The organism is Pseudomonas marginalis (assembly GCF_900105325.1).
GTDB lineage: Bacteria > Pseudomonadota > Gammaproteobacteria > Pseudomonadales > Pseudomonadaceae > Aquipseudomonas > Aquipseudomonas marginalis.
Window position 1 is genome coordinate 3,660,233 of the sequence record NZ_FNSU01000003.1, and the last position, 25,112, is coordinate 3,685,344.

At 63.0% G+C, this 25,112-nt stretch carries 23 protein-coding genes; 14 read left to right on the plus strand and 9 right to left on the minus strand.

The genetic code is table 11. The features are described 5' to 3' along the window. Nucleotides 1-2 precede the first annotated feature (2 nt). From ribBA to nrdR, 4 genes are read right to left on the minus strand one after another with little or no spacing between them, the layout of a single operon-like run. Nucleotides 3-1,094, minus strand: coding sequence for a bifunctional 3,4-dihydroxy-2-butanone-4-phosphate synthase/GTP cyclohydrolase II (gene ribBA, locus BLW22_RS26280; RefSeq protein WP_065924907.1), 1,092 nt, complete (start codon nt 1,092-1,094; stop codon nt 3-5). Nucleotides 1,095-1,109: 15 nt separating this feature from the next. After that, a complete protein-coding gene (locus tag BLW22_RS26285; RefSeq protein WP_065946586.1) occupies nt 1,110-1,772 on the minus strand; it encodes a riboflavin synthase in 663 nt (220 codons plus the stop codon). A gap of 47 nt (nt 1,773-1,819) precedes the next feature. Continuing rightward, on the minus strand, nt 1,820-2,956 hold the full coding sequence (gene ribD / locus BLW22_RS26290) for a bifunctional diaminohydroxyphosphoribosylaminopyrimidine deaminase/5-amino-6-(5-phosphoribosylamino)uracil reductase RibD (protein WP_065924909.1): 1,137 nt from the start codon (nt 2,954-2,956) through the stop codon (nt 1,820-1,822). Beyond that, nucleotides 2,953-3,423 carry a transcriptional regulator NrdR gene (gene nrdR / locus BLW22_RS26295; protein ID WP_027605190.1) on the minus strand — a complete coding sequence of 157 codons (471 nt, stop codon included), beginning with the start codon at nt 3,421-3,423 and terminating at the stop codon, nt 2,953-2,955. The genes ribD and nrdR overlap by 4 nt, the downstream gene beginning before the upstream one ends. 140 nt (nt 3,424-3,563) lie before the next feature. Between nrdR and BLW22_RS26300 the strand changes: the two genes are divergently transcribed. The 4 genes from BLW22_RS26300 (at nt 3,564) to trxA (ending at nt 6,879) form a co-directional block, all read left to right on the plus strand. Further along, on the plus strand, nt 3,564-4,019 hold the full coding sequence (locus BLW22_RS26300) for a YbaY family lipoprotein (RefSeq protein ID WP_027605189.1): 456 nt from the start codon (nt 3,564-3,566) through the stop codon (nt 4,017-4,019). Continuing rightward, entirely contained in the window at nt 4,016-4,669 is a 654-nt protein-coding gene (locus tag BLW22_RS26305) for a class I SAM-dependent methyltransferase (RefSeq protein ID WP_065924910.1), read from the plus strand. Before BLW22_RS26300 ends, BLW22_RS26305 begins: the two co-directional genes overlap by 4 nt. A 263-nt stretch (nt 4,670-4,932) precedes the next feature. Further along, the gene (locus tag BLW22_RS26310; protein ID WP_074847747.1) at nt 4,933-5,955 is read left to right on the plus strand and encodes an Abi family protein; all 1,023 of its coding nucleotides are present in this window, start codon (nt 4,933-4,935) and stop codon (nt 5,953-5,955) included. Nucleotides 5,956-6,006: 51 nt separating this feature from the next. Next, on the plus strand, nt 6,007-6,879 hold the full coding sequence (gene trxA / locus BLW22_RS26315) for a thioredoxin (RefSeq protein WP_074847748.1): 873 nt from the start codon (nt 6,007-6,009) through the stop codon (nt 6,877-6,879). On the opposite strand, the gene BLW22_RS26320 is transcribed toward trxA, so the two are convergent. Next, a complete protein-coding gene (locus BLW22_RS26320) occupies nt 6,876-7,223 on the minus strand; it encodes a hypothetical protein (protein ID WP_074847749.1) in 348 nt (115 codons plus the stop codon). The genes trxA and BLW22_RS26320 overlap by 4 nt on opposite strands. A gap of 131 nt (nt 7,224-7,354) precedes the next feature. Between BLW22_RS26320 and BLW22_RS26325 the strand changes: the two genes are divergently transcribed. The 5 genes from BLW22_RS26325 (at nt 7,355) to BLW22_RS26345 (ending at nt 11,267) form a co-directional block, all read left to right on the plus strand. Continuing rightward, nucleotides 7,355-7,957: a DUF2796 domain-containing protein gene (locus BLW22_RS26325; protein WP_074847750.1), complete on the plus strand. Its 603-nt coding sequence runs from the start codon at nt 7,355-7,357 to the stop codon at nt 7,955-7,957. Nucleotides 7,958-7,963: 6 nt separating this feature from the next. Continuing rightward, entirely contained in the window at nt 7,964-8,674 is a 711-nt protein-coding gene (locus tag BLW22_RS26330) for an ABC transporter ATP-binding protein (protein WP_065925133.1), read from the plus strand. Nucleotide 8,675: 1 nt separating this feature from the next. Then, nucleotides 8,676-9,941, plus strand: a complete 1,266-nt coding sequence (locus BLW22_RS26335) for an ABC transporter permease (protein WP_027605183.1) — start codon at nt 8,676-8,678, stop codon at nt 9,939-9,941. A gap of 11 nt (nt 9,942-9,952) precedes the next feature. After that, nucleotides 9,953-10,474 (plus strand): DUF3299 domain-containing protein, encoded by a 522-nt coding sequence (locus BLW22_RS26340; RefSeq protein WP_074847751.1) that lies wholly within the window; start codon nt 9,953-9,955, stop codon nt 10,472-10,474. A gap of 94 nt (nt 10,475-10,568) precedes the next feature. Then, nucleotides 10,569-11,267, plus strand: a complete 699-nt coding sequence (locus tag BLW22_RS26345) for an OmpW/AlkL family protein (RefSeq protein ID WP_065925131.1) — start codon at nt 10,569-10,571, stop codon at nt 11,265-11,267. Between the two features lie 157 nt (nt 11,268-11,424). Here BLW22_RS26345 and BLW22_RS26350 read toward each other — a convergent pair whose 3' ends face one another. Beyond that, nucleotides 11,425-12,309: a sugar nucleotide-binding protein gene (locus BLW22_RS26350; protein ID WP_027605180.1), complete on the minus strand. Its 885-nt coding sequence runs from the start codon at nt 12,307-12,309 to the stop codon at nt 11,425-11,427. A 166-nt stretch (nt 12,310-12,475) separates the two neighbouring features. On the opposite strand from BLW22_RS26350, the gene BLW22_RS26355 reads away from it, so the two are divergent. Further along, on the plus strand, nt 12,476-16,735 hold the full coding sequence (locus tag BLW22_RS26355; protein ID WP_074847752.1) for a DEAD/DEAH box helicase: 4,260 nt from the start codon (nt 12,476-12,478) through the stop codon (nt 16,733-16,735). 107 nt (nt 16,736-16,842) lie between these two features. Here BLW22_RS26355 and BLW22_RS26360 read toward each other — a convergent pair whose 3' ends face one another. Next, nucleotides 16,843-18,948: a mechanosensitive ion channel family protein gene (locus BLW22_RS26360; RefSeq protein ID WP_065925129.1), complete on the minus strand. Its 2,106-nt coding sequence runs from the start codon at nt 18,946-18,948 to the stop codon at nt 16,843-16,845. A 243-nt stretch (nt 18,949-19,191) separates the two neighbouring features. Between BLW22_RS26360 and BLW22_RS26365 the strand changes: the two genes are divergently transcribed. From BLW22_RS26365 to BLW22_RS26380, 4 genes are read left to right on the plus strand one after another with little or no spacing between them, the layout of a single operon-like run. Next, complete coding sequence (locus BLW22_RS26365; protein ID WP_065925128.1) at nt 19,192-20,118, plus strand: DUF72 domain-containing protein; 927 nt, start codon at nt 19,192-19,194, stop codon at nt 20,116-20,118. Then, nucleotides 20,115-20,891, plus strand: coding sequence for an endonuclease/exonuclease/phosphatase family protein (locus tag BLW22_RS26370; RefSeq protein ID WP_065925127.1), 777 nt, complete (start codon nt 20,115-20,117; stop codon nt 20,889-20,891). Before BLW22_RS26365 ends, BLW22_RS26370 begins: the two co-directional genes overlap by 4 nt. Then, nucleotides 20,888-22,150, plus strand: a complete 1,263-nt coding sequence (gene clsB / locus BLW22_RS26375) for a cardiolipin synthase ClsB (RefSeq protein WP_074847753.1) — start codon at nt 20,888-20,890, stop codon at nt 22,148-22,150. Before BLW22_RS26370 ends, clsB begins: the two co-directional genes overlap by 4 nt. Continuing rightward, a complete protein-coding gene (locus BLW22_RS26380) occupies nt 22,140-23,096 on the plus strand; it encodes a lysylphosphatidylglycerol synthase domain-containing protein (protein WP_074847754.1) in 957 nt (318 codons plus the stop codon). The genes clsB and BLW22_RS26380 overlap by 11 nt, the downstream gene beginning before the upstream one ends. A gap of 5 nt (nt 23,097-23,101) precedes the next feature. Here the strand turns inward: BLW22_RS26380 and BLW22_RS26385 are convergent, their stop codons facing one another. Both BLW22_RS26385 and BLW22_RS26390 read right to left on the minus strand, forming a co-directional pair. Beyond that, entirely contained in the window at nt 23,102-23,857 is a 756-nt protein-coding gene (locus tag BLW22_RS26385; RefSeq protein ID WP_027605173.1) for an alpha/beta hydrolase family protein, read from the minus strand. After that, complete coding sequence (locus tag BLW22_RS26390) at nt 23,847-24,956, minus strand: DUF3182 family protein (protein ID WP_074847755.1); 1,110 nt, start codon at nt 24,954-24,956, stop codon at nt 23,847-23,849. The genes BLW22_RS26385 and BLW22_RS26390 overlap by 11 nt, the downstream gene beginning before the upstream one ends. Between the last annotated feature and the right edge of the window lie 156 nt (nt 24,957-25,112).

Sequence of the window (25,112 nt, forward strand, 5' to 3'; positions counted from 1 at the left end):
CTTTATTCGGAGGGCACGTATTCTACAACTTCCAGATCGAATCCGGATATCGCATTAAATTTCATCGGTGCGCTCATCAGGCGCATTTTGCGCACACCGAGGTCACGCAGGATCTGCGAACCGGCGCCGACGATGCTGTAGGTGGTCGGCGTTTTCACCTGGGTCTGCTCGGCGGTTTCGCGAATATGTGCGAGCAACACGTCGCCATCCACCGGGTTACCCAGCAGCAGCACCACACCGCTGCCGGCCTCGGACACCGCAGCCATGGCGGCGCGCAGGCTCCAGCGGCCCGGTTGCTTGACCATCAGCAGGTCGCGCAACGGGTCCATGTTGTGCACGCGCACCAGGGTCGGCTCGTCGGCGCAGATGCTGCCCAGGGTCAGGGCCATGTGCACGTCGCCTTCCACCGAATCACGGTAGGTCACCAAATTGAATTGGCCCAGTTCGCTGTCCAGTGGCTGCTCGGCAATCCGCTGAACGGTACGTTCGTGGATCATCCGGTAGTGAATCAGGTCGGCAATGGTGCCGACCTTGATGTTGTGTTCGGCGGCAAAGGCTTCGAGTTCGGCGCGGCGGGCCATGGTGCCGTCGTCGTTCATCACTTCGCAGATCACGCCGCAGGGCTCGAAACCGGCCATGCGCGCCAGGTCGCAGGCGGCTTCGGTGTGGCCGGCGCGAGCGAGGGTGCCGCCCGGTTGAGCCATCAACGGGAAGATGTGGCCGGGGCTGACGATGTCTTCGGCCTTGGCGTCCTTGGCGGCAGCGGCTTGCACGGTACGGGCACGGTCGGCGGCGGAAATGCCGGTGGTGACGCCGGTGGTCGCTTCAATCGATACGGTGAACTTGGTACCAAACCCTGAACCATTGCGCGGCGCCATCAACGGCAGCTTGAGCAGCTCGCAGCGCTCGCGGCTCATGGGCATGCAGATCAACCCACGGGCGTGCTTGGCCATGAAGTTGATGTGCTCAGGCTTGCAGGCCTCGGCGGCCATGATGATATCGCCTTCGTTTTCGCGGTCTTCGTCATCCATCAGGATGACCATCTTGCCTTGGCGGATGTCTTCAACCAGTTCTTCGATGCTATTGAGCGCCACAGGGCACCCCCTTGGTCAGGATTTCAGGTAGCCGTTAGCGGCCAGAAAACTTTCAGTGATGTTACCGGCGGCAGGCTCTGCGGCCTTATCGCCCATAAGCAGGCGCTCCAGGTAACGGGCAAGCAAGTCGACTTCCAGGTTCACCCGGCGACCAGGCTGGTACGACGCCATGATGGTCTCGCTCAGGGTGTGGGGAATGATGGTCAGTTCGAATTCGGCGCCATTCACGGCGTTCACGGTCAGGCTGGTGCCGTCGACGGTGATCGAACCTTTGTGGGCAATGTACTTGGCCAGCTCTTTGGGCGCGCGGATGCGGAATTCCACGGCACGCGCATTTTCGCTGCGGGCCACCACTTCGCCGACGCCGTCGACGTGGCCACTGACCAGGTGGCCGCCCAGGCGGGTGGTCGGGGTCAGGGCTTTTTCCAGGTTGACCGGGCTGCCGGCCTTGAGGTCGTTCATCGCGGTGCAGTCCAGGGTTTCCCGGCTGACGTCGGCGGCAAAGCCGTTGCCCGGCAGTTCGACGACGGTCAGGCACACGCCGCTGACGGCGATGCTGTCGCCCAGCTTGACGTCGCCGAGGTCGAGCTTGCCGGTTTCAACCAGCAGGCGCACGTCGCCGCCCTTGGGGGTCATGGCGCGGATGCTGCCGATGGATTCGATAATGCCGGTGAACATGGCCTTCTCCTGGAAAACGGTGCGGGCACTTGAGCGCCCGGTCAGAATTATACGCTCGCTGCTGGCACAGGGATGGCAGTGACTCGCCAGTCGTCGCCTACAGCGCGCATTTCAGTGATCTTGAGTTGGGGAGCGTCGGCCAGCTTCTCAAGTGGCCAGTCCAGCAAAGGCCGGGCAGCGGAGCCGAGGAACTTGCCGGCGACGAAAATCACGTATTCGTCCACCAGGCCCTGCTGGGCAAACGCGCCCGCCAGGCTTGGGCCGGCTTCCACCAGTACGTCGTTGACGCCACGGGCGGCCAGCGCCACCAGCGCCGAGCGCAGGTCGACCTGGCCGTCCACGCCCGGCACCACCAGGCACTCGGGGCCACGGGGGAACTGGTTTTCCGCAGTGACACAGGTGATGACCAGCGCCGGGCCGGCTTTAAAGAACGGTGCGTTGAGCGGCACGCGCAAACGGCCGTCGATCAGCACACGCAGCGGCGGGCGCGACATGGCCAGGGCCGTGGTGGCGTCGTCCAGGCCGAGTTCGGCGGCGCGTACGGTCAGGCGTGCGCCGTCGGCCAATACGGTGTCGGCACCGGTCAGCACCACGCTGGCCTCGGCACGCAGGCGCTGCACGGCGGCGCGGGCGGCGGGGCCGGTGATCCATTGGCTTTCGCCGCTGGCCATGGCAGTGCGGCCGTCCAAACTCATCGCCAGCTTGACCCGCACAAACGGCAGGCCATGCTCCATACGCTTGAGGAAGCCCTTATTCAGGGCCCTTGCTTCACCTTCCAGCACGCCGCTGCGCACCACGATCCCGGCCTGGGCCAGGCGCTGCATGCCGCGCCCGGCGACTTCCGGGTTGGGGTCCTGCATCGCTGCGACCACCCGCGCCAGCCCGGCACTCACCAGCGCATCGGCGCACGGCGGGGTGTGGCCGTAGTGGCTGCAGGGCTCGAGGGTTACGTACGCCGTGGCGCCGCGCGCCTTGTCACCGGCAGCCCGCAAGGCATGCACTTCCGCATGGGGCTCGCCGGTGCGCACATGCCAGCCTTCGCCGACAATCTGCCCAGCGCGGACAATCACGCAGCCCACACGCGGGTTGGGGTGGGTGGTGTACAGGCCGTTGCGCGCCAGTTCGAGGGCGCGGGCCATGTAATGGGCGTCCAGCACAGCCTGTTCAGCAGAAAGTGGGTTCATTCTTTGACCGGCTCACGGGCCAGGCGGTCGATCTCTTCGCGGAACTCGTTGAGGTCCTGGAAGCGTCGATACACCGAGGCGAAACGGATATAGGCGACTTCGTCGAGCTTTTGCAGCTCGCCCATCACCAGCTCTCCCACCACCAGGCTCTTGACCTCGCGTTCGCCGGTGGCGCGCAGCTTGTGCTTGATATGCGCCAGCGCCGCCTCCAGCCGCTCGACACTCACCGGGCGTTTTTCCAGGGCGCGCTGCATACCGGCGCGCAGTTTTTCTTCGTCGAAAGGCTGGCGGCTGCCGTCGGACTTGATCAGGCGCGGCAATACCAGTTCGGCGGTTTCGAAGGTGGTGAAACGTTCACCGCAGCCAGAGGCCAGGCATTCGCGCCGGCGACGCACTTGATCGCCCTCGGCGACCAGACGCGAGTCAATGACCTTGGTGTCGTTGGCACCGCAGAAGGGACAGTGCATGGTGGCAGGCAACAAAAAAAGGGAGGGCCATGGTAGCGCATCCCTGTGGCAAGACAAGCCATAGCCTTTACGGTATATAGGCAGGCCTATATGTTTCTTATATTTCAAGCCACGGATTTTGTCCTTTTCTGGAGCCGTACATGCAGTTACGACCACTTGTTTTGCTCACCGTGTTCAGTGTCCTGGTCGCCTGCAGCAGCGAAGCCCCCAAGCCGGCCGCCCCTCAACCGACGCCCGCACAAGAGAAAAAAGTCCCCGGCATTGAAGACCTCGGTCCCCTGCCCGCCTATCAACGCGAAATCAGCGGCAGCCTCACCAACGTGCCGGCCGGCGCCGAAGTCGAGATGGCGCTGCTGGTGATCGATGACCGTTCGCGCCCGCAACAACTGTTGGCGAGCAGCGTCTTGACCGGCAATGGCAAGCCCCTGGCCTTCCGCCTGCGCTACAACCCCGAGGCGTTCCCAGCCGGTGCGCGGGTTGAATTGCGTGGCCGTGCCAGCCAATCCGGCCAGTTGATCCTGCACCTGCCTGCCGTACGCATCACCCAGGCGATCACCCAGACCACCGGCCCCCTGGAACTCGTCAAGGCACCATGACGCCGCCGCTGGACTTGCAGCGCGCCCTGAGCGCGCTGATCGGCGACGCCCAACTGCTGCCCTGCCCGCTGCCGGATACCACGCTTTCATTGTGGCTGCTGGATGCGGACAACATGGACCGCGCCTTCAGCCCCGAGGAAACCCGGCGCATCCTGCATGAACCGCCCTACTGGAGTTTTTGCTGGGCCAGCGGCTTGGCGCTGGCGCGGTATCTGGCGGCGAACCCACAATGGGTGAAAGGCAAGCGCGTGCTGGATTTCGGCGCGGGCTCCGGTGTGGCCGGGATTGCGGCGGTTAAAGCCGGCGCGCTGGAAGTGGTGGCCTGCGACCTGGATCCGCTGGCGTTAGCGTCCTGCCGGGCGAATGCCGAACTCAACGGTGTGGAACTGAGTTACTCGCCGGACTTTTTCGCCGAAGCCGACCGCTTCGACCTGATCCTGGTCGCCGACGTGCTCTACGACCGCGCCAACCTGCCGTTGCTCGACCACTTCCTCAGCCGAGGCCGCGAAGCGCTGGTGGCGGACTCGCGCGTGCGGGACTTCCAGCACCCGGCTTATCGGCGGCTGGAGATACTCGATGCACTGACGTTGCCGGACCTGGCCGAGCCTTGGGAGTTTCGCAAGGTGAGCCTGTACCATTCGCGGCGTTAAAGCTGCACCTTACAAATGTTCAGCAATAGATTGGTTAAGACAACGAAAAGAGGCGCATGGAAAATGCCCTCCTTTCGCACGCGGCTTGGACAATCGACCTGTATGCTTTTCCAAACAGTTTCACTCATTGCTGACCACGCAACCCGCTTGCAAAAAAACGGGCAGCTCACTAATCTTTGCGGCAATACACCCGCCATGCCTCTGGTTGCGTCAGTAGCCAAGCACAAATTGTGCGGGTTTTTTATGCCCGGTATTTTTTGGGTATGAGGACATTCAGCAAACCCGCCATTGACGTTCCTGCCCAGCTTGAGCTGCTCAAGCACCGCGGATTGAATGTTCAGGACGAGGTTGGCGCCGCGTCTTTTTTGCAATCGGTCAGCTTCTTTCGGCTCACCCCCTATATGCGGCCGTTTCAGCAGCCGGAGGATGTCAACCATCGTTTTCGTGACGGTAGCCAGTTTGAACAGTTAACTCGTCTCTACGACTTCGACCGACAGCTTCGCTTGCTGACCATGGATGCCATCGAGAGAGTCGAAATAGCATCGCGCTCGGCCATAAGCAACCACATGGGGCCCGCCCATGGCAGTCACTGGTATATAAACTCGCAGATGTTCCATCAGATGTTCGATCATCAGCGGCTGCTTACGACGCTGTCCCTCAAACAATCCACAGCCATGCGTCACTTCCAGCGCGAATGCGAGAGCATCGATCGATTGCGCGCGGACGACATGAGAAAACGCCTCCTTAAACGCCAAAGAGCTAAAGAAAGCTACGCCCGTTACTACCCAGCAACCTACGTCCACCCACCTCTTATGCCAGGCTGGGCCATGTTGGAGGAACTGACGCTGGGTGATTTATCCCACTTATATAAGGGCTTGGCGAAAGACGCGGATAAAAAGGCCATTGCCAAGCGCCTGGGACTTGCGGCCCCCCTCATGCAGTCCTGGCTGCACACCCTGACCACCATTCGAAACATGTGCGCCCATCATTCACGACTGTGGAACCGAGAGTTAGGCATTCGTCCCGAACTGCCAAGGAAAGCCAACTTCTTATGGCCGGGACAGCTCTTTCAGCCAGGGCCACACACCCGCATTTTTGCAGCACTCTGCATTCTGAATCACTTGATGCATCAGGTGAGCCCCCACAGTCACTGGGATCAACGCCTGCATCGCCTTATTTACGAATTTCCGGAAGTTAGCCTGAAAGCGATGGGCTTCCCTCTCGATTGGTATCAGGACCCTTTTTGGCATGCGCTTGGAAACAGAACACCCCGCTGCTTCCGGTAGCCTTCGCCAGCCCTTATAGTTGCCCCATTCCCGCTTTATTCGAGACGCCCCATGAGTGAGCCCACGCCGTACATCTTCGACGTCACCAGCGCCAATTTCGACCAGGCCGTGATCCAGAACTCCTTCGAAAAACCCGTGCTCGTGGATTTCTGGGCCGAGTGGTGCGCGCCGTGCAAGGCGTTGATGCCGATGCTGGCGCAGATTGCCCAGAGTTATCAGGGCGAGTTACTGCTCGCCAAGGTCGATTGCGAGGCCGAGCAGGACATCGTCGCGCGGTTTGGTATTCAAAGCCTGCCGACGGTGGTGCTGTTCAAGGATGGCCAGCCGGTGGATGGATTTGCCGGGGCGCAGCCGGAGTCGGCGGTGCGGGCGATGCTGGAGCCGCATGTGAAGATGCCACCACCGGCGGCGGCTGACCCGCTGGAGCAGGCCCAGGCGCTGTTTACCGATGGCCGCATCAGCGACGCCGAGGCCGTGCTGGTGGCGCTGCTGGGTGAAGACAACACCAACGCTGCCGCGTTGATTCTGTACGCGCGCTGCCTGGCCGAACGCGGTGAGTTGGGTGAAGCCCAAACCGTGCTCGATGCAGTGAAGAGCGATGACCACAAAGCCGCCCTCGCCGGCGCCAAGGCGCAAATCACCTTCCTGCGCCAGGCCGCCGACCTGCCGGACACCGCCGAGCTGAAAAGCCGCCTGGCGCAAAACCCGCAGGACGACGAAGCCGCCTATCAACTGGCCATCCAGCAGCTGGCGCGCCAGCAGTACGACGCGGCGCTGGAAGGCTTGCTCAAGCTGTTTATCCGCAACCGCAGCTACAGCGAAGGCCTGCCGCACAAGATCTTGCTGCAGGTGTTCGAGCTGTTGGGCAATGATCACCCGCTGGTGACCGTGTACCGCCGCAAGTTGTTCGCCGCGCTGTACTAATCGCCGATCCAACTGTACAGCGGCGTATCCCCGCCGCTGGCCACCTTGACCTTGGCGCTATGGCGCAGGCGCACCAACAGGCGCTTGCCCGCCGCGGCATCCCCCGCCAAACCTTCCAGTCGATCAAGCAGTTCCAGGCCGCTGAGTTGCCCGGCGTTGCGCAACAGGTCCTGGGCGTTCTGCCACAGATCATCGTTCGGCTTGACCGGCGCTGCCGGCGCGGCGGTCGCGCTTGCCACTGGCCTCGCCTGCAGCTGCGCGCCGAGTCGTGCCCAATCGCCGTCGTCCAGCTCCAGGGTCAAGTCCACCGGCAGGTCGCCGATGGTTCCACGAATTCGCAACATCGTCCTTACTCCTGCATTTTTCTGACGAGCATGCTCCCATGCGGCTTGCGCAACGCCAAGCGGGAGGGCAAACTCTCGGCACTATTGTTATAAGATCACATAACAAAACTTTCATCTCCTGGAGCTTTCCCATGCGCCGTCTGTTGCTTGCTTTGCCGTTTGCCCTGTTGCCGCTCGCCATCGCTCATGCCGCCGACGAGCATGACCACGATCACGAACACGGCAGCCTCGGCGCCCACGAGCATGGCGTAGGCCGCCTTAACGCGGTACTCGACGGCCAGGCCATGGAGCTTGAACTGGACAGCCCGGCGATGAACCTGGTGGGCTTCGAACACCTCGCCACCAGCGCAGCCGACAAAGCCAAGGTCGCCGCCGCCCGCAAACAGCTGGAGACCCCACTGGCCCTGTTCAACCTGCCCAAGGCCGCGGGTTGCGTGATCAGCTCCCAGGAACTCAACAGCCCGCTGTTCGGCGACAAACCGGAAGCCGACCACGACGACGATGATGATGACCACGACGCCAAAGACGGCGCCCACGAGCATCATCACGATCACAGTGAAATCCACGCCCACTACCAATTCACCTGCGCCACGCCGACCGCCCTGGGCAACCTGGACCTGACCCAGGTGTTCAAGACCTTCCCCGCCACCCAGAAAATTCAGGTACAACTGATCGGCCCGAGCGGCCAGCAAGGTGTTGAAGCGACGGCCACAGCAGCCACCCTGAAGTTCTGAGTGCCCATGACCCACCCATTGATCGAACTGTCTGACCTGGGCTTTAACTGGCCCGGTCACCCACAGTTGCTGGACATCCCCGCGTTCCGCCTGGAAGCGGGGGAAACCCTGTTTCTCAAGGGGCCGAGCGGCAGTGGCAAAACCACCTTGCTCGGCCTGCTCGGCGGTGTGCAGAAGCCCAGCCTGGGCAGTATCCGCCTGCTCGGCCAGGAGCTGACCGAACTTTCGGCCGGCGCCCGGGACCGCTTTCGCGTTGACCACACCGGCTATATCTTCCAGCAGTTCAACCTGCTGCCGTTCCTGTCGGTGCGCGAGAACGTCGAGCTGCCCTGTCACTTTTCCAAGCTGCGCGCGCAACGGGCAAAGCTGCGCCACGGCAGTGTCGACACAGCCGCCGCCACATTGCTGGCGCACCTGGGCCTGAAGGATAAGGACTTGCTGGAGCGCCGCGCCGACTCGCTGTCCATCGGCCAACAGCAACGGGTGGCCGCCGCCCGTGCGCTGATCGGCCAACCGGAGTTGGTGATCGCCGACGAGCCCACCTCGGCCCTGGACTACGACGCCCGCGAAGCCTTCATTCGACTGCTGTTCGCCGAATGCCGCGAAGCCGGCGCCAGCCTGTTGTTTGTCAGCCATGACCAGAGCCTGGCGCCGCTGTTCGACCGCAACCTGTCGCTGGCCGAACTCAATCGCGCCGCCACGCCCGCAGAGGTTTGAGATGTATCTGTTTCGTCTAGCCATGGCCAGCCTGGCTAACCGCCGCTTTACCGCGATCCTCACCGCCTTCGCCATCGCCTTGTCGGTGTGCCTGCTGCTGGCGGTGGAACGCGTGCGCGTTGAGGCGCGCAACAGTTTCGCCAGCACCATCAGCGGCACCGACCTGATCGTCGGCGCCCGCTCCGGTTCGGTCAACCTGCTGCTGTACTCGGTGTTCCGCATCGGCAACGCCACCAACAACATTCGGTGGGACAGCTACGAGCACTTCGCCGCCAGCCCCCAGGTGAAATGGGCCATCCCGATTTCCCTCGGCGACTCCCATCGCGGTTACCGCGTCATGGGCACCAACGAGTCGTACTTCGAGCACTACCAGTACGGGCGCAAACAGAACCTGGAACTGGCCAGCGGCCGCGCCTTCGCCACCGACCCGTTCGAAGTGGTGCTCGGCGCCGAAGTCGCCGATGCCCTGCACTACAAGCTCGGCGACAAGCTGGTGCTGGCCCACGGCGTGGCGGTGGTCAGCCTGGTAAAACACGATGACAAACCGTTCACCGTGGTCGGTATTCTCAAGCGCACCGGCACGCCGGTGGACCGCACGCTGCATATCAGCCTCGGCGGCATGGAGGCGATCCATATCGACTGGCACAACGGCGTACCGGCCCAGGGCAAAGGCCGCATCAGTGCCGACCAGGCGCGCAACATGGACCTCACCCCGCAAGCCATCACGGCTTTTATGCTCGGCCTGAACAACAAGATTTCCACCTTCGCCCTGCAGCGGGAGATCAACGAATTCCGTGGCGAACCGATGCTGGCGATCCTGCCCGGCGTGGCGCTGCAAGAGCTGTGGAGCATGATGGGCACCGCCGAAAAAGCCTTGTTCGTGATCTCGCTGTTCGTGGTGCTGACCGGTTTGATCGGCATGCTCACCGCGATCCTCACCAGCCTCAACGAACGCCGCCGCGAAATGGCGATCCTGCGCTCGGTGGGCGCGCGGCCGTGGCATATCGCAACCTTGCTGATTTTCGAAGCCTTCGCCCTTGCCCTGTCCGGGGTGATCGCAGGCGTGGGCTTGCTGTATGTGTGCATCGCCGCATCGCGCGGGTATTTGCAGGCCAATTACGGCCTCGACCTGCCGATGTCGTGGCCCAGCGAATATGAATGGACCCTGCTCGCCGGTATCCTGGCGGCAGCGCTATTGATGGGCAGCGTGCCCGCCTGGCGCGCCTACCGACAATCCCTGGCCGATGGGCTGTCCATACGTTTATGAGGAAGGCTTCGATGCGTCGCGCTCTGTTTGCGTTATTGCTGCTGGTGGCCGTGCCGGCCTGGGCGGAGGACCAGCCCAGGGATTTGTCCTGGCAGGAGATGATCCCGCCGGACGCGCCACCGGAAATCCCCAACATGAAACCGCTGCACGACCTGTCGAACATGGCCGATGCCTTGTCCGTCGAAGCGGCGCCAGCAGCCAAGCAGGATCTGCCCAATGCGCCCGTGGTGCAGAGTCTCGATGGCCAGCACATCCGCCTGCCCGGGTATATCGTGCCGCTGGAAGTCAGTGAAGAAGGGCGCACCACCGAGTTCCTGCTGGTGCCGTACTTCGGCGCGTGCATCCATGTGCCGCCGCCGCCATCGAATCAGATCGTGCACGTGAAAAGCGAACTCGGCGTGAAGCTCGATGAGCTCTACCAGCCGTACTGGATCGAGGGTGCGATGCAGGTCAAACCGTCCACCAGTGAACTGGCCGACGCCGGCTACCAAATGGATGCCGAGAAAATTTATATCTACGAACTGCCGGAATAACGCTGATCGCCCTTTCATTGAGCTGAGTCAACAGACCGGACGGAACGATCTTTACCATTGGACGTACAACTTCTAAACGTCCTCTGGAGCTCCCATGAACAAGTCTCTGCTCGGCGCGTCCCTCTTCGCCCTCGCACTCGCCGCCCCTGCCGTCCACGCTCACGAAGCGGGCGACATTCTGATTCGTGCCGGTGCAATCACCGTGAACCCGAAGGCAGACAGCGGCACCGTCAAAGTTGACCAGGGTCCACTGGCCGGCGCCAACCTGGGCGGCAAGGCGACCATGAGCAGCGACACCCAGCTGGGTTTGAACTTCGCCTACATGCTCACCAGCCATGTCGGTATCGAACTGCTGGCGGCCACGCCGTTCGAGCATGACGTGAAGCTTAAGAACACCGCCCTCGGCGCCGCCAACGGCAAGCTCGGTACGCTGAAACACCTGCCGCCGACCCTGAGCGTCGTGTACTACCCACTGGACAATAAATCCCCGTTCCAGCCGTACGTAGGCGCCGGTATCAACTACACCTGGATCTACGACGAACACGTCGGCAGCCGCGCCTCCGAAGCCGGTTTCAGCAACTTCAAGGCCGAGAACTCCTGGGGCTGGGCTGCGCAGATCGGCGCGGACTACATGATCAACGACAAGTGGATGATCAACGCCCAGGCGCGTTACATCGACATCAGCACCAAGGCCACCGTGGAAAACAACGCCGTGGCGCCTGGCACTCGGGCCAAGGTCAATGTGGACGTGGACCCGATGGTTTACATGGTGGGTATCGGCTACAAGTTCTAAGCAACACTGCATAACCAATGTGGGAGGGGGCTGCTGTAGTGAGGGGGCTTGTCCCGCGCTGGGTGCACCGCGGTCCAATGGGACTGCTGCGCAGTCCGGCGCGGGGCAAGCCCGCTCACTACAGCAATCCCCCTCCCACATTTGGTTTTGTATTGAGTCAGCTGTGGCGGTAGAACCGGTCCAGCAATGCCGGTAGCCCCGCCCGCCACGCCCGCGGCTTGATGCCGAAGGTGTGGAGGATTTTCTTGCAGGCCAGCACCGCATGCTGCGGTTCGTCTGCTGCATCCGGCCGTGCCGCGTGGGCCTGGGCGGTGGGCGCTTCGATGGCCAGCGCATGGTAGCTGCGCGCTTCGGTGAGGATCGCCTGGCCCAGCGCCAGCGGCGTGGTCGCCTCATGCCCGGCGTAGTGGTAAGTGCCCCACAGCGGCGCCGCGCAATCGAGTTGCTTGAGCACCGAGATGATCACCCGTGCGGCATCGTCCACCGGCGTCGGGTTACCGCGGCGGTCGTCCGCCATCAACAACTCATCCGGTTTCTCGGCCCGGGCCAGGAAGCGCCCGAGGGTGCCGTCGACGCTGTCATCCAACAGCCAGCCAAAACGCAACAGCACATGTTGCGGACACGTCGCGCGCACGCTCTGTTCGATCCGCCATAACGCCTGGCCGCGCAGGCCCAGGGGCACCGGCTCGTCCTTTTCGCTGTAGGCGGTGGCGCGGGAGCCATCGAACACGCGGTAGCTGGACGGTTGCAGCAGGGTAATGTTGTGGTGCTGGCACAGTTCAGCCAGGCGCTCGATGGCGAACTCCTGGGCGGCCAGGCGGGTTTCGCTGACGGCTTCGGCCTGGAACCAGTCGAAATAGTAGGCGAGGTTGATCAACGCATCGGGACGGGTGTCGTCGAGCAATTGGGTGAGGCTTGCGGCATCCCAGCCGTCTTGGGGCGGTTTGGGTGCGAGGAAACCAATGTCTTCCTCTGCACCGAGGCGAATCAGCGCCTGCCCGAGGGCATTCCCGCCGCCCAGTAACATAAGGCGCATTCGCATAGATTGAGCAGGCCCGGTCTGTTTGGAACGATGGTTATGGTCGGCAAGCCCGTGAGGCGTGCCGTAGGTTTATTCCAGAATCGTTGCATTTTGCGGGTTTGTAGCGCAACCGTCACGGATAAAGTGCGGGGTTGCAACTTGTTGGAGTGGGCTGCATAACTTAGGCATGAACCTTCCTGAATCAACCGACACGGTCTTGAACGGCTTCCACCCCGCCGTCAGCACCTGGTTCCGCCACACCTTCCCTTCGGTGACCAGCGCCCAGGCCCAGGCGTGGCCGCTGATCCGCCAGCGCCGCTCGACGCTGATCGCAGCGCCCACCGGCTCCGGCAAGACGCTGACGGCGTTCCTCGCGGTGCTCGATGACCTGGTTAACCATGGCCTGGCCAACGGCGGGCAACTGCCGGACGAGACGCTGGTGGTGTATGTGTCGCCGCTCAAGGCGCTGTCCAATGACATCCAGATCAACCTGCAAACCCCGCTGGCCGGGATCACCGAGCATTTGCAGCGCCTGGGCCTGCCGCCACTGGTGATCCGCACCGCCGTGCGCACCGGCGATACCCCGCAGAAAGACCGCGCACAGATGCGCAAGCGCCCGCCGCATATCCTGGTGACCACGCCGGAATCGCTCTACGTGCTGCTGGGCTCGGACTCCGGCCGGCAGACGCTGGCCAGCACGCGCACGGTGATCGTCGATGAAATCCACGCCATCGCCGCCAGCAAACGCGGCAGCCACCTGGCCTTGAGCCTGGAGCGCCTGCAAGGCTTGTGCGCCGAGCCGCTGACCCGCATCGGTCTGTCGGCCACGCAAAAACCCATCGAAGCGGTGTCGCGCTTTCTGGTGGGCACTGAGCGAACGTGCGACATCGTCGACATCGGCCATGCCCGCCCCCGTGACCTGGATATCGAAGTGCCCCCGGTGCCGCTGTCGGCGGTGATGGCCAACGATGTCTGGGAGCTGGTCTACGACCGCCTCTCCGCCCTTGCCCGTGAGCACCGCACCACGCTGATCTTCGTCAACACCCGGCGCCTGGCCGAACGCCTGGCCCGGCACTTGAGCGAGCGCCTGGGCAAGAGCGCCGTCGCCGCCCACCACGGCAGCCTGGCCAAGGAGATGCGCCTGGACGCCGAGCAACGGCTCAAGGCCGGCGAGCTGCAAGTGCTGATCGCCACAGCGTCCCTGGAACTGGGGATTGATATCGGCGATGTCGATTTGGTGTGCCAGATCGGTTCGCCGGGCTCCATCAACGGCTTTCTGCAACGGGTGGGCCGCTCCGGGCATCAGGTCGGCGGCACGCCCAAGGGGCGCCTGTTCGCCACCACCCGCGACGATCTGATCGAATGCGCCGCCCTGCTCGATTGTGTGCGGCGGGGAGAACTAGACACCTTGCAGATCCCGGTGGCGCCCCTGGACGTGCTGGCCCAGCAGATCATCGCCGAGGTCAGTGCCCAGGAGTGGCCGGAGCAGGCCCTGCTTGACCTGATCCACCGCGCCGCGCCCTACGCCACCCTGGATGAACGCCACTATCAGGCGCTGCTGCAGATGCTCGCCGAGGGCTACAACGGGCGCCAGGGTATCCGCAGCGCGTACCTGCACCGCGATGCCCTGACCCGCACCCTGCGCGGTCGCCGTGGCGCCAAGCTGACCGCCGTGACCAGCGGCGGCACCATCCCCGACAACGCCGACTACAGCGTGTTGCTCGAACCCCAAAGCCTGAACATCGGCAGCGTCAACGAAGACTTCGCGGTGGAAAGCATCGCCGGGGATATCTTCCAGCTCGGCAATACCTCCTACCGCATCCAGCGGGTCGAGGCCGGCAAAGTGCGGGTCGAAGACGCCCACGGCCAGCCGCCGACCATTCCGTTCTGGCTCGGCGAAGCGCCGGGGCGCAGCAATGAGTTATCCGCCGCTGTCGCGCGTTTGCAGGGGCAACTCGACACCCTGCTCAGCGCCAGCCCCGGCGACCTGCAACCGGCGCAAGAGTGGCTCACCGGCACCCTTGGCCTGAACCGCGCCAGCGCCGAACAGATCCTCGACTACCTGGCCCGCGCGCGCCTGGCCCTCGGCGCGTTGCCGTCCCAGGACACGTTGATCATGGAGCGGTTTTTCGACGAATCCGGCGGCACCCAGTTGATCATCCACACGCCGTTCGGCAGCCGCGTCAACCGGGCCTGGGGCCTGGCCTTGCGCAAGCGTTTTTGCCGCACCTTCAATTTCGAATTGCAGGCGGCAGCCAGCGAAAATGCGATCGTGCTGTCGCTGTCCACCAGCCACAGTTTCGAGCTGGATGAGGTGTGGCGTTACCTCAACAGCAACAGTGCCGAACACCTGCTGATCCAGGCGGTGCTGGATGCGCCGCTGTTCGGCGTGCGCTGGCGCTGGAACGCCGGCGTGGCCCTGGCGCTGCCGCGCTTTACCGGTGGGCGCAAGGTGGCGCCGCAGATCCAGCGCATGAAGAGCGAAGACCTGATCGCCAGTGTGTTCCCCGACCAGATCGCCTGCCTGGAAAACCTCGCCGGTGAACGCGAAGTACCCGAGCACCCGCTGGTGGAACAAACCCTCGATGACTGCCTGCACGAAGCCATGGACAGCGACGCCTGGCTTGCCTTACTGCGGCGCATGGAGCGCGGCGAAGTGCGCTTGATCAGCCGCGACCTGCCGGCGCCCTCGCCCATGGCCGCCGAAATCCTCAGCGCGCGCCCCTACACCTTTCTCGACGATGCACCTCTGGAAGAACGCCGCACCCAGGCCGTGCTCAACCGTCGTTGGAGCGACCCACAGAGCACCGACGACCTGGGCGCACTGGATGCGGACGCCATCGCCGGCGTGCGCGAAGAGGCCTGGCCGGCGCCCCATGGCGTGGATGAAATGCATGAGGCACTGATGAGCCTGGCGTGCATCGCCAGCCACGAAGTCACGGCGCAATGGGCCGAGTGGCTGAACGCCTTGGCCAAGGCTGGCCGCGCCTTTCAGTTGTCCAATGGCCTGTGGGTCGCGGTGGAGCGCCTGGGGTGTTTGCAGGCGATCTACCCCAACAGCTTGCCGTTGCTCCCCGGCTTCAATGAGCCCTGGACCTTTGACGACGCGCTGGTGGAACTGCTGCGTGCGCGCCTCGGTGGCTTCGGCCCGCAGAGCATTATCGAGATCGCCGCGCCACTGGCCTTGCCGCTGGCCGACATCACCCAGGCACTGGCCCGCCTGGAGCAGGAAGGCTACGTGCTGCGCGGTCGCTTCAGCCCCGGCGCACTCGAGGAACAATGGTGCGAACGGCATCTGCTCGCACGCATTCATCGCTACACGGTCAAGCGCCTGCGCCGGGAAATCGAGCCGGTGGCGCTGCAGGATTTCATGCGCTTCCTGTTCGATTGGCAGCATCTGTCCGATAGCACACGTGGCCAGGGCAGCGCGATGCTGCCGCAGATTGTCGGCCAGTTCGAAGGCTACGCCGCCGCCACGTCGGCCTGGGACAGTGACCTGCTCAGTGCGCGGCTCAAGGATTACTCATCGACCTGGCTCGACGAGCTGTGCCGCAGCGGCAAGCTGGTGTGGACGCGCTTGAGCAACAAGTCCGGCGCCATCGCCCTGCGCAGCACGCCGGTGGTGCTGTTGCCGCGCAGCCAGGTGGCATTGTGGAGCGGGCTCACCGAACCCACCGATAGCACGACGCTGTCGCCCAAGGCGCAGAAAGTCCACCTGGCCTTGCGCGAACACGGCGCGCTGTTTTTCGATGAGCTGGTGCACGAAGCCCATCTGTTGCGCAGCGAACTGGAAACCGCCTTGCAGGAACTGGTCGGCGCCGGCCTGGTGAATGCCGACAGTTTTGCCGGGTTGCGCGCACTGACCACCCCGGCCAGCAAGCGCCAGGCGCGCAGCAGTCGGCGCGGGCGTGGGGCGTTTATCGGCGGCATGGACGATGCCGGACGCTGGGCGCTGATTCGCCGCCCATCGACCGCCGCCGGCCCGCACTCGGCCGAAACCCTGGAACATGTGGCGATGACCTTGCTGCGCCGTTATGGCGTGGTGTTCTGGCGTTTGCTGGAGCGCGAGGCGGATTGGTTGCCGAGTTGGCGCGAACTGCTACGCACATTCCATCGGCTGGAAGCCCGGGGTGAGATTCGCGGCGGGCGGTTTGTCAGCGGGCTGGCGGGTGAGCAGTTTGCGCTGCCGGAGGCGATCCCATTGCTGCGCGAGGTGCGGCGCCGCCCCCATGACGGGAGTTTGATCGCCGTGTGCGGGGCTGACCCGCTGAACCTGGTGGGCACACTGTTGCCGGGCAGCAAGGTGCCGGCGGTGAGTGGGAATCGTGTTGTGTATCGGGATGGGTTGCCGGCGGCGGTGATGGTGGGGGGCAAGCAACAGATATTGCTGGATGTGGATCAGCAGTCAATACGGGACAAGCTGATCCAGCACCGCGCAAATCCGTAGCAGCTGTCGAGCCCCGGCGAGGCTGCGTCGGCCGCGACTCGATTCTGAATCGGCAGCGCGCCTGACGCAGCCTCGCTGGCGCTCGGCAGCTGCTACGGGGTGGAGGATTATTGAGTACGCGGCTGCTCCGTCAACACCACCGACGCCGGCACCTCTTCATCCGGCTCATCCACCTGGGGTGTACGCTTGGGCAACAAAACCTGCTGTGGATAAGTCTGCGCGAAGTGCACCTCATCACAGTTATCCACAAGCTTTTTCAAACGCTGGTTGAACGCACGGCTCACCGCATATTGCCCACCCGACACGGTACGGAACTGCGCCGTGAGCACCACGCCATTAAGGTCCATCTTGTCGACGCCAAACACCTCCAGCGGCCCTTGCAGGTTGTACTTGAGGAACACATCGTCGCGGATCGACTGCCCGGCCTCGCGGATCAGTTCCACGGCCTTGTCCACATCGGTGTCGTAGGTGAACTGCACCGAGAAGAACGCATAGGCAAATTGCCGCGACTGGTTGGTGACCGCCTTGATCTGCCCGAACGGCACCGAATGCACAAAGCCCTTGCCGTCGCGCAGGCGCAGGGTACGGATGGTCAGGCCTTCGACGGTGCCGGCGTGGCCGGAATCAAGCACCACCCAGTCGCCGATGGACAAGGTGTCTTCGATGATGATGAACAGGCCGGTAATCACGTCCTGCACCAATTGCTGGGAGCCGAAACCAATCGCCAGGCCGACCACACCGGCCCCTGCCAGCAACGGCGCGACGTTGATGCCCAGGTTGGCCATGGTGGTGATTGCGCAGATCACCACCAGGATGATTTTCACCGCATTGCGCAGCAGCGGCAGGATGGTCTTCACCCTTGTGCTGGGCTGGCGATTGGAGCGTTTGTTCACCGGCGGTTTCAGCGCTTCCTGGATCGCCGTGTCGAGCACCACCCAGAACAACCAGGTCATCAGCAGGATCAGGCCGATGCTGCTGAGGGAATCGCTGATCGCGCGTCCCACCGAGTTGCGCTGGGCGAATTCGAACAGCGACACGCCCCAGATCCGCCCGAGTATTTCGATAAAGGCGATGGCCATGACAATGCGCAGGATCGCGTGCAACAGGCTGAGAAAACGCTCCTTGTAGGCACTGCTGCGCTGGATAGCCACCTGGCTGCGGGACTTGAACAGGTGCTGCAGCACCGTGCTCAGGAATACCGTGCCGATCAACAGAATCGTGGTGAACAGCGCGCAGCGCAGGGCTTTCTGGTTGTCGTCGCCGGCGCCGATCAGGTTGATCGCCGAGACCAGCACCATCAACAGGATCGGCCAGTACCAAAGGCCGGAAAATATCCGCAGCGACTGCTGCAACGCCGGGTGTTTCAGGCGCTGGGCCAGCGGTCGATTACGGATCAGGTGGGCCACCGGGCGGCGCAGGCGCACCACCAGCACGCCAAAGATCACCGCCGCGAACAGGCCGGTAAACACCGCGATACTGCTGGTGATATTGCCCCCGAGCTGGCGGGCGATCTGCGGACTGGTCAGGGCGTCGCTGAGGGCGGCGAGGAAGCCGATCAGGAACAGCGGCTTGGGGCAGTAGTCGCGAATGATCTGCACCGCCGGCCGCTTATGGCCGACGTTGAACATCACAATCACGCACAGCAGCATCGACGTGGAGAAGATGCCGCTGCTGGTCGCATAGGCAAAGCACAGCGCCAGTGCGCGACCTATGGACGTGGGCAGGAAGTGACTGACATAGAGCGTCAGCGGCAGGCAGATCAGCGCCGGGATCGTGTAGGGCACCACGTAACCCAGCACGCCTTGCAGGCGCCCCCGCCGTTCGATGAAAGGACGACGACTCAGGCGCAGCACGATAAACCGCCCCAGCAGCGTCAACCCAACGAAGGCACCGACCCACACCCCGGACAGCAGCAGGAAGTCGCCGGCCACGCTCCACGGCGAACGCTCCGACGTCTGGTCAACCAACCGGCCGACCTCATCTGCCGCGCGGTCCGCGCGCAGGCGCCAGGCATCAACAAGGTTCTGATTGAGGTCGAGCTTGTTCTGCACATCATCGATGCTGGAACTGATGGCACCGAGCAATCCGCCCTCTACCAGCAACTCCGGTTTGGCCGGTGCTTCGGCTTCCGGCGCGGTGGCAGCGGCGTACAGTGCGCCGCTGCCGCAGAACAGCAGCGCGCCGAGCAGTAATGCAGTCTTTAGATTCAGCAAAACACCGGGCTCCTTCAGAAGGGTCTGTAAGGAACTGACGAATTTGAGCACTGATCGTTCCCCTGTTTCAGCATCTTTGCCGCTTAGGCAACTATCAAATGCGGCCTGCATGCCGGGGTGAGGCGTGGTGGCCTTCGGCACAGTTTTGAACCTGCACCGTCTGTAGGACGGTGGAAACTTTCGCGCAAATTGCACGGTCATCCCAAAACGGAGGTCAATCGACCCACATCGACGGGAGTAACCATGGCGGCGATTCATATCGGCATTTCCGGCTGGCGCTACACGCCTTGGCGGGGGGATTTCTACCCCGAGGGGCTGACCCAGAAACGCGAGCTGCAGTTTGCGTCACGGGCCGTCAACAGCATCGAGATCAACGGTTCGTTCTACGCGCTGCAAACTCCCAAGCGTTACGCCGAGTGGTATGCCCAGACGCCTGAAGACTTCATGTTCAGTGTCAAGGCACCGCGCTACATCACGCATATCCTGCGCCTGCAGGATGTGCACAAGCCGATGGCGAACTTCTTCGCCTCCGGAGTGCTGGAGTTGAAAGACAAACTCGGCCCGATCCTGTGGCAGTTTCCGCCCAGCTTTAAATTCGATCCGCTGCTGTTCGAAGCCTTCCTCGCCGAATTGCCCACCGACACCCGGCAGGCCGCCACCCTCGCCCACCAGCATGAGCCGCGCCTGAACGGCAAGGCCAGCCTGCAGGCCCACGGCAAGCGCGCCCTGCGCCACGCGGTGGAGATTCGTCATAACAGTTTTGCGGTGCCGGAGTTTGTGCAGATGCTGGATAAGCACGGCGTGGCGTTGGTGGTGGCAGACACCGCCGGCAAGTGGCCGTATCTCGAAGATGTTACCGCCAACTTCATGTACTTGCGTTTGCACGGCGACAAGCAGCTGTACGCCAGCGGTTATACCGATGAAGCCCTCAAGCGCTGGGGCGATCGCATCGAACGTTGGGCCCACGGCAAGCAACCGGCCGATGCGCACCTGGCCGCCCCGCAGCACAAACCGCGCGCCCGCAAACAGCGGGATGTGTTTTGCTTTTTCGACAATGACATCAAAGTGCGTGCGCCCTTCGATGCACGCCACTTGCTGCAGCGTTTCGGGCTGGACAGGCAGCTTTCCACCGAGCCCGGCAAGTTGCCTGAACCGGGGGTGTTGCCATGACGCATCCGGAATGGGTCCCCATTACGCCCACCGTCGCCATCACTCGCTTCACGGTGCTGACGGTCAATATCCACAAGGGCTTCACCGCCTTGAACCGACGCTTCATCCTGCCCGAGCTGCGTGAAGCGGTACGCAGTGTGGGCGCTGATATGGTGTTCCTGCAGGAAATCCACGGCACCCACGAGCGCCATCCCCAGCGCTACAGCGACTGGCCGAACATGCCGCAGTACGAGTTCCTCGCCGACAGCATCTGGCCGCAGTTCGCCTACGGGCGCAACGCGGTCTACCCCCATGGCGACCACGGCAATGCGTTGCTGTCGAAATTCCAGATCGTGAGTTACGACAACCTCGACATCTCCCAAAGCGGCCATGAAAACCGTGGCCTGTTGCATTGCGTGCTGCGCTTGCCTGGCACCGGACAGGAAGTGCATGCGATCTGCATCCACCTGGGCTTGCGCGAGGTGCATCGCCAGCAGCAATTGCGCTTGCTGGAGCAGCGTATCAGCGAGATCCCGGCGGATGCGCCGTTGGTGGTTGCCGGCGATTTCAATGACTGGCGCCAACGCGCCGACCTCAGCCAAAGCGGCCTGCAGGAAGTCTTCATGCAGGCCCACGGTAAACCCGCACGCACCTTTCCGGCACGCCTGCCGCTGCTGGCACTGGACCGCATCTATGTGCGCAATCTAAAGATTCATCACCCCAAGGTGCTGACCACCCGCCCCTGGTCCCATCTGTCAGACCACGTGCCCCTGTCGGTGGAGATTGAACTATGAACATTGCCGTTGAGCACATTTCTACCGACCAGCCGCCGGATGAAGCCAAGGCTCGCGACCTCGATTACGGCTGGCAGCCTGACAACCGGCTCGAGTTGCTGGAGAACGGCGAGGCGTACTTTCCCAAAGTATTCGACGCCTTGCGCGGGGCGCAGCGGGAGATCCTGCTGGAGACCTTTATCCTCTTCGAAGACAAGGTCGGCCATGAGCTGCAACGCATCTTGATCGACGCAGCGCAGCGTGGAGTCAAGGTGGTGGTCAGCCTGGATGGCTTTGGCTGCGGCGAACTGAGCCGCGCTTTTCTCGGCGAATTGGCCCAGGCCGGGGTGGCCGTGCAGATGTTTGACCCGGCGTCCAAGACCCTGGGTATTCGCACCAACTGGTTTCGCCGCCTGCACCGCAAGATCGTGGTGGTGGATGCCACCGTGGCGTTTATCGGCGGGATCAATTTTTCTGCCGATCACCTGGGGGATTTCGGCCCCGAGGCCAAGCAGGATTACGCGGTGCAGGTGATAGGCCCGGCGGTGGCCGACCTGCATCATTTCGCCCTCGCCCAAAGCGGTCGCCAGGTGCGCACGCGGCGCGGTTGGCGACGGCGCCAGCAACGGCCATCGCCTTGGCCGACCGATACAGGCGACGGCCTGGTGCGCCTGATTTACCGCGACAATCTGCAACACCGCGACGACATTGAAGAGGCCTACATCCATGCCTTGAGCAAAGCCCGGGAACGCGCGGTGATTGCCAATGCCTACTTCTTCCCCGGTTACCGCCTGCTGCGCGAGATCCGCAATGCGGCGCGCCGTGGCGTGAAGGTGCAATTGATCATGCAGGGCCAGCCCGATGTGCTGCTGGCCAAGCTGGCCGCGCGCATGCTCTACGACTACCTGCTCAAGGATGGCGTGGTGATTCATGAATATTGCCAGCGCCCGCTGCACGGCAAGGTCGCGCTGGTGGATGACGAGTGGAGCACCGTGGGTTCGAGCAACCTCGACCCGTTGAGCCTGTCGCTGAACCTGGAGGCCAACGTGCTGATTCGTGACCGGGCGTTCAATCAGCAACTGTACGAACGCCTGGACGTACTCGCCAAGGAGCATTGCCAGACCATGCCGGAAAACCGCAAGCCGCGCCTGTGGCTATGGCGACTGACCGTCGGTTTCCTGGTGTTCCATGTGATGCGCCACTTCCCCGCGCTGACCGGCTGGTTGCCGGCGCACAAGCCACGGTTGAAACCCTTCGAGGCTCGCACCCATGACATCTGAAGCCAGCGATTCACGCTTCAAGCGCTGGAAGAAACCGCTGACCGTGGCGTTCTTCCTGTTGCTGATCGTGCTGTTCACCCTGCTCGCAAGGCGTATCGACTGGAGCGAAGTGTTTCAGACCCTGGGCGATTTCAAGCTGCGCACCCTGCTGATCGCGGGCACGCTGACGTTGAGCAGCTTTATCGTCTACGCCTGCTTCGACTTGATCGGCCGCACCTACATTCGCCAACCGCTGCGCTGGAAGCAGATCCTGCCGGTCGGCATCATCAGCTATGCGTTCAATCTGAACCTGAGTGCCTGGGTCGGCGGAATCGCCATGCGCTATCGGCTGTATTCGCGGCTGGGGGTGAGCACCGGCAATATCGCCAAGATTCTCGGGCTGAGCCTGGCCACCAATTGGTTCGGCTATATGGCATTGGCCGGGGTGGTGTTCAGCAGCGGCCTGGTGACCATGCCGCCGGGCTGGAAGCTCAGCAGCGGCGCCCTGCAGGGCGTGGGTGTGCTGTTGGTGCTGGCCAGCCTGGGCTATCTGGCGGCGTGCCAATTCTCGACAAAGCGTGCATGGTCGATTCGCGGCATCGAGATCAACCTGCCGTCGCTGCGCATGGCGTGCCTGCAGTTGGCATTGGGCGCGTTGAACTGGTCGCTGATGGCCGCGGTGATTTTCACCTTGTTGCCCGCCAAGCTGGACTACCCGCTGGTGTTGGGCGTGCTGCTGATCAGCGCGATCGCCGGTGTCATCACCCATATCCCCGCCGGGCTCGGGGTGCTGGAAGCGGTGTTTATCGCACTGCTGCAACATGAAGCGTCGCGCGGCAGTTTGCTGGCCGGGCTGATCGCCTATCGGGCCATTTACTTTATCCTGCCGCTACTGATCGCCCTGGTGATGTACCTCGGTGTCGAGGCCAAAGCCAAGGCACTACGGGTGAAGAAAACACCAGCATGATCGCGTTACTGGGACTGGATGATGCTCAACCGTTCCCCCACTACCATCTCGGTGATCCAGTCCACCAGGATCGAGGTGTAGGCCTGTTGTGACACTGGATCGCTCAGGGAGTGGTCGGCACCATCGATGATGCGGTGCGTCAGGGAGTGCGTGTGCTGGCACGCCGCGCGGTAGCTCATGATGGTGGCGTGGGGCACATGGTCATCGGTTTCCGATTCGACAATCAGCACATCACCGGTAAATTGCGCGCAGGCCTGCAGTGCGCGGTTGGTTTCGGCGTGCACCAGCGTGCTGCGGTAATCCATCAGGTCGGCCTTATCGAGGTCACGCTTGGGCTTGAGCCATTCCTGGTCGCGGTACAACGCAGGCACGCGCAGCGCCAGCCAGCGCACCGGGCGCAATGAGGTGAGAATCGCCGCCAGGTAGCCGCCATAGCTGGTGCCCACCACCGCCACCGCCGAGGTGTCGATGGCCGGGTGCGAGAGCAGTCGGTCGTAGGCCGCCAGAAGATCGCGCAGGTTGTCTTCACGGGTGACGCGGGACAACGGGATACCTGTGCCCGCGTGGCCACGCAGATCGAACGTCAGGCACACGCATCCCAGCCCGGCGATACCTTTGGCGCGCTCCAGGTCCCGCTCCTGGCTACCGCCCCAGCCGTGCACGAATAACACCCCCGGCACCTTCGATTTGGGGCTGAGGAACGTGCCGCTCATCTGTTCGTCGTCGATGTCGATCGCAATGCTTTCGCTTCTAGCCGTCATAAGATTTAACCGTCACGTACTTGAGAAGAAAGTCGCTGTGTTCCGCCGGGCCTCGGTACACCTCGATAGCATCCGCGGGCAGCGCCTGGTCCACGTAGGTTTCTACCGAAGACACCTGAATGGCCTTGAGGCCCGGGTGGTTGATAAAGCTCTGCAGCGCCGCGACTTCCGCGCTGCTGGCGCCCCCCATGCGCCAGGATTGTTCAAGCACACCACTGCGCCGCTGGCCGTCGCTGTCCAGGCCCTGGGCGATATCGTAGTTGCGCCGGGACGCGTAGAAACCCGGGTAAGCCTCATCGGCGGCCGCGTCGAAGACCTGGGCTTGCTCGATGGCTTGGCGCACGTCGCCGGGCAGCTCGAGCTTGAGCAAATCGTCATAACCGCCAGGCACCACCAGCAGGTTGGAGCCACCGTAGACCTCCTCGCCCTGTCCGTCCTGGGTCAGGTATTGCTCGCCGCAGTAGCTGATGACGTGATCGCCGATAAAACTCTGGCCCACACTATGGGTGACCACATCGTGCAGGTCTTGTTCCAGCACGACGCCTTCGCTGAACATCCGGGCCGCTTCGGGGCGCGCCAGCACGGCCTCGAACTCATCCAGGCTGTGGATAACTTCCTGGCCGCGCCCGGCGCAGGCATGCACCGGTTTCAGGCGGATCGGCCCGCTGTAGAGCAAGCGTTTGGCGGCTTCCTGTGCATCGTTGAGCGCAAATACGCTCAGGCCGTCCAGCACAACGTCGCGCACGCGCTCGCAGAACAAGGGCGACCAGCCTTCGGGGGCTGCAGCGTCCGGGCCCAGCAGGCCGTGACTGATGGCTTTGGTGCCGATGAAATCATGCTCCACATAACCGCCCCACAGGTCTTCGGGGCCCTTGATATCAAGGGCCCGCGCCTGTGCAGGGCCAATCAGCGTTTGCGTGGGAAGCAGGTAGCGTTCACGGCCGGCGTGTTTGCGTGGATCGTAATCACCGCCGTACTTGAGCCCAAGGATTTGCGCCAGCCAGCGCGCAAGGGCTCGGTTGGTTTCGACTTCATGCCGGGGAGCGCCCTCTCGCGTGGAGTGAGCGACTACCCATTTCTTGCGTTGAGTCGGGGTCATGCATCCCCCTTGGCCATCCCGCCATGTGTGTGGGTGGAAGGTTGCAGGGATCAGGCCAAGGCAGGTTCAAAAGTGATGCCTTTGAAATCAATCGCTTGCGCAAAAAGCGATAGCAGTTGGCCTGTATTATTCTGCACGACACCCCCTTGACCGTGG